Here is a 3868-nt window from a genome sequence, read left to right on the forward strand (position 1 = left end):
CTTGACGCTGCGTAGAGACTCTAGAGGATCCCCATCGAACGGAGTAAAATCATGAAAATTAATAGTTTACCGCTATTTAATAGACGAAGACGCAGACAAACAAGAGAATATTTATCTAATGAAGATTATAGATAGATTTTATAAAAGTCTGCATTATGATTTGATTCTCGCTATTCTCGTAACTGCTCACCGCAACAAAAAAGTCTTATTGAAAAGCACTACAAACAACATCAGTTGAGTCAACAAAAATATAAGCCCTGTGATTTAACGTAAAATTTAAGCTAATTTATTACGGCTATTTTAATGACTAACATTCCCAGAATCAAGTCTTTTTAAAACCTCAAATAAAAACAACAATATGAGAAAAAAAAGAATAGTAAGATAGTTTTTTGTTAGCGGAGATTATCCGCTAATCCTGTGTATTTTTGTGCAGAGAGATAGGGGGATCAAGAAAAATCTATCCCCCATCGGCTCCGGAGCCTTTTACATCTCTAATCCTGGGGGACTCCGACCAGCTAATGAAAATAATTCGCATAATTGGACAATGGCATTTTGCCCCTGTAATCTCATGGTCTCTAAAAAACTGAACATTTGGGTGACTAACTCTGCACCCCAGTCGCTTCTTGCTCCCCCACTTACTTTGCGGTGAATGACAATGGGACGTAAAGCTCTCTCAGCATCATTATTATCTGGTTTGACTTCAGGATAAGTTAGAAAGGTGAACCACTCTTCCCAATGACGTTTGAGACGGTTAATCAATCTTTGTGCATCATAAGGCCATCCTTTTTTGGGAGTTGCTTTAAAAATCTTTTGCAGTGAGTTCTCGACTTCTGTTCTTTTGGAGCCTAAGTCTTCAAGGGTTAAATTTCGAGCATGATAATGACGATAATGGATACGGGCGGTTGCTAAAACTTGCTGTACATCGGCAGCAAATTCTCGATTCGCTTGAAAACGACTGGTTTTAAGGGACTCTAACTCTCGTTCTAAATGTGCCAGACATTTCTGTTTGGCCATCGCACTTTGTCTAAAGTAGGCACTATAGCAGTCACTGGTGAGGATGCCCTTAAAATCTGCTCCTAACAATTTCTCGACTTCTGCGGAGCTTCTAGTGGGAGCCAACATCAACACACAGACCTCATTTGATGTGGCTACCCAAACCCAATACTTGATGCCATCGATGCAATAACTGGTTTCGTCAACACATCGGATTCCTGGCTGCTGGATGTACTTTAACCACTGTTGGGTCAAGGGTTCTAAACTTTCTTGAAACCATTTGTGCATTTTGGCAAGGCTCCCTTGAGAAATGGGAATGCCAAAGACATACTCTATAAAATGTTCCTGTTTACGCCATGTAAGATTACCCCCATAGCCAAGCCAGCCCACGATGCTACTTAATCGCGCCCCATAACTGAATCCTTCTTTAACTCCCAATGGAACAGGACTGTAATCTGACCATCCACAACTAGGACATTTATAGAATCCGCGACGATATTCCCTGATTTCTATGGGTTGGTCTACTACTTCAGCCACTTGCTGGACTTTTTCAGGAACTACTTCATCTCGTTCCACTGAACCCCCACAAACAGGACAGTTTTCTAGTTCTAAAGTGACTATCTTATCGGGCTGACCAAAACCATTACGGGTCTTCCCTGGGTGGTCATATTTTGGTCCGCGTTTAAATCCTTTTTTGCGTTTCTTTTTGTCAGAAGGCTTTTTTAGTGGGTCTGATGATGGGGGGACTGAACTGTTTTTTGAGTTACGGTTTTTTAGCTTATCTCTCTCTTCTTTCAATTTTTCAATTTCTTGCTGTTGTGTAGAGATTTGTTGTTGTTGCTGGTCAATCAGTCTTTGTTGAAGAGATAACTGTTGTTGTGCCTTGACTAGCCACTCAATCATGAAGACATTGTTCGCCAACTGTTCATCGGCGATAGCTCTAACTAGCTTTGAATCAATGGTAGCATTTGTGGTCATAACCCCCACTATACATAAAAATCCCCGATTTTACCTTTATGTTGTCAAGACAGATTCTTTATTGCGGTGAGCAATTACCTTTCATTTAGTCTTATTTGTCGTGGAGAAAATCAAAAGTTAATATAATTATTCCCTCTTAAACTCAATTTTTGGATAATCAAAGTCAATTTTTTTATTCATCTATATTCAAAATTTCTATTAGTCCTAAAAATTATCATTTTTCATCTCTGGATTGGGCTTTCAAATTAATTTGTGAGAAATCCGGGTATAGTACCACCTCAAACATCTCGCACTCTCAGTTATGTTTCTAGGAAGCGATCGCTTTTATAACTGCTGATAACTGTTGCGCTTTAGTTATCACTACATAAGTTAACGTTGTAGGGGTTAACGGCCGTTGACCCCTACTTTAGGCAACTCGTATGACCACTTCAAAACTAAGCGCACTCTTAAGTTATAGTTTCAATAGAATCATGCTTATAAATCAGGCTAAAAATCCGAGAAAATAACCAAAAATAGTCTTAATCAAGATTTAACTTGACAAAATAATCGGGGGGGTAGAATCACTTAGTAATTTTCGTCATTTTTCCCAATTATCATGATCAAAAAACTTTCTTTGTCCACTGCTTTAGCAGTTGCTACCGTTGCGATGGGTGCGTTTACCCAAGCTGCTGAGGCGGCCTTATTCAACTTCTCCTATACCTTAGAGAATGGGGATGTTTTCTCTGGGATGCTCGAAGGAGAGGTACAAGGAGATAATGATACGGTGTTTGTTTCTGCCCTCACCATGCCCATGTTTAATGGTTCTCCTCACCCGGATATACCCTTTCTCGTTTCTCTCACAACACGATTTGGTGGATCATCAGCCCCTCCCACAGTTTCCTTTAGCGGTACATTGATGGACTTTTGTGCTAATGACGAACCGAATTGTACTGGTGACGAAGGCATCTTATTTGATACAGTAGTTCAATTCCTTGGTGGACCAATAGTGGGTACAGGAGTAGCTGCAGGGTTTGTTAGTGAACCCTATAACCCTGCCAATTGGTCTTTAACTCCAAAATCTGTTCCTGAACCCCTAACCATCTTAGGTGCAGGTGCTGCTATTGGTTTCGGTACTGCTTTTAAGCGTAAATTGGCTCAAAAAGAAGTTAAACAGGGTTAATTCCTATTGGTGTGAGGGCATAATATTATTATGCCCCTACGAAATAATTTAGGTTAATAAAGTCTCTAATCTTGCTAACACTTCATTGATCACTTCATCAGGCAATATTTCCACAAAACGAGCATTTCTGGCTTGACAGTCAATACTTCTCACTTGATCCACTATAGGAGTTACGCATTGACAAATTAACTTAAATATGAGTAGCTTTAAAGAGAGACAACGATCGCTAATTATTAGAGTCATTAAAATTGACGTAATAATAACAATAACTAATCTATAAATTAGGCTGATAATTTCAAATTTATTTGCTCTAAAATAAAATTCCGATTAACTTCAATAGACAATTCTCTTTGGAGTTGATACCAATTATCAATTAACTCATTAGCTCTCATTAATTCAAGTTTAATAAAAGCCCGTAAAGAACTAAAGAAATGGGTCAATATAGCTTCTGATTTTCTGACTATAAATTTATTGATACCACATAATTGTTTGAGCGCACGATGGTAACATTCAATAATCCAATGAGTTGTTTTCAACAAAGTAAATAGAGTTTTATCTGTTTCTCTTAAGTCTTTATTTTCTTTGTCAAATAAAATATAAAAACGAAGCATCCCGTTTTTGAAATGTTTCTTAAATACTTTAACTTCGCCAAACTCTTTTAAGTAAACAATTGTCCCATTTTCCTCTATTTCTAAGCTTTCAACGGATTGATATTGTCCTTTAACGATTGATACTTGT

Annotated in this window: 3 protein-coding genes; 1 reads left to right on the plus strand and 2 read right to left on the minus strand. The window is 38.1% G+C overall.

What is annotated here, in order from left to right:
* Window positions 1–483: 483 nt before the first annotated feature.
* Complete coding sequence (locus tag CWATDRAFT_RS30315; RefSeq protein WP_007308541.1) at window positions 484–1980, minus strand: IS66-like element ISCwa4 family transposase; 1497 nt, start codon at window positions 1978–1980, stop codon at window positions 484–486.
* 586 nt (window positions 1981–2566) lie between these two features.
* On the opposite strand from CWATDRAFT_RS30315, the gene CWATDRAFT_RS30320 reads away from it, so the two are divergent.
* The gene (locus CWATDRAFT_RS30320) at window positions 2567–3130 is read left to right on the plus strand and encodes a PEP-CTERM sorting domain-containing protein (RefSeq protein ID WP_007308539.1); all 564 of its coding nucleotides are present in this window, start codon (window positions 2567–2569) and stop codon (window positions 3128–3130) included.
* Window positions 3131–3411: 281 nt separating this feature from the next.
* On the opposite strand, the gene CWATDRAFT_RS30325 is transcribed toward CWATDRAFT_RS30320, so the two are convergent.
* Window positions 3412–3868: hypothetical protein (locus CWATDRAFT_RS30325; RefSeq protein WP_007308540.1), on the minus strand; the 457-nt coding region annotated here is incomplete at its 5' end.

Origin of the sequence: Crocosphaera watsonii WH 8501 (genome assembly GCF_000167195.1) — a bacterium.
Taxonomy (GTDB): domain Bacteria; phylum Cyanobacteriota; class Cyanobacteriia; order Cyanobacteriales; family Microcystaceae; genus Crocosphaera; species Crocosphaera watsonii.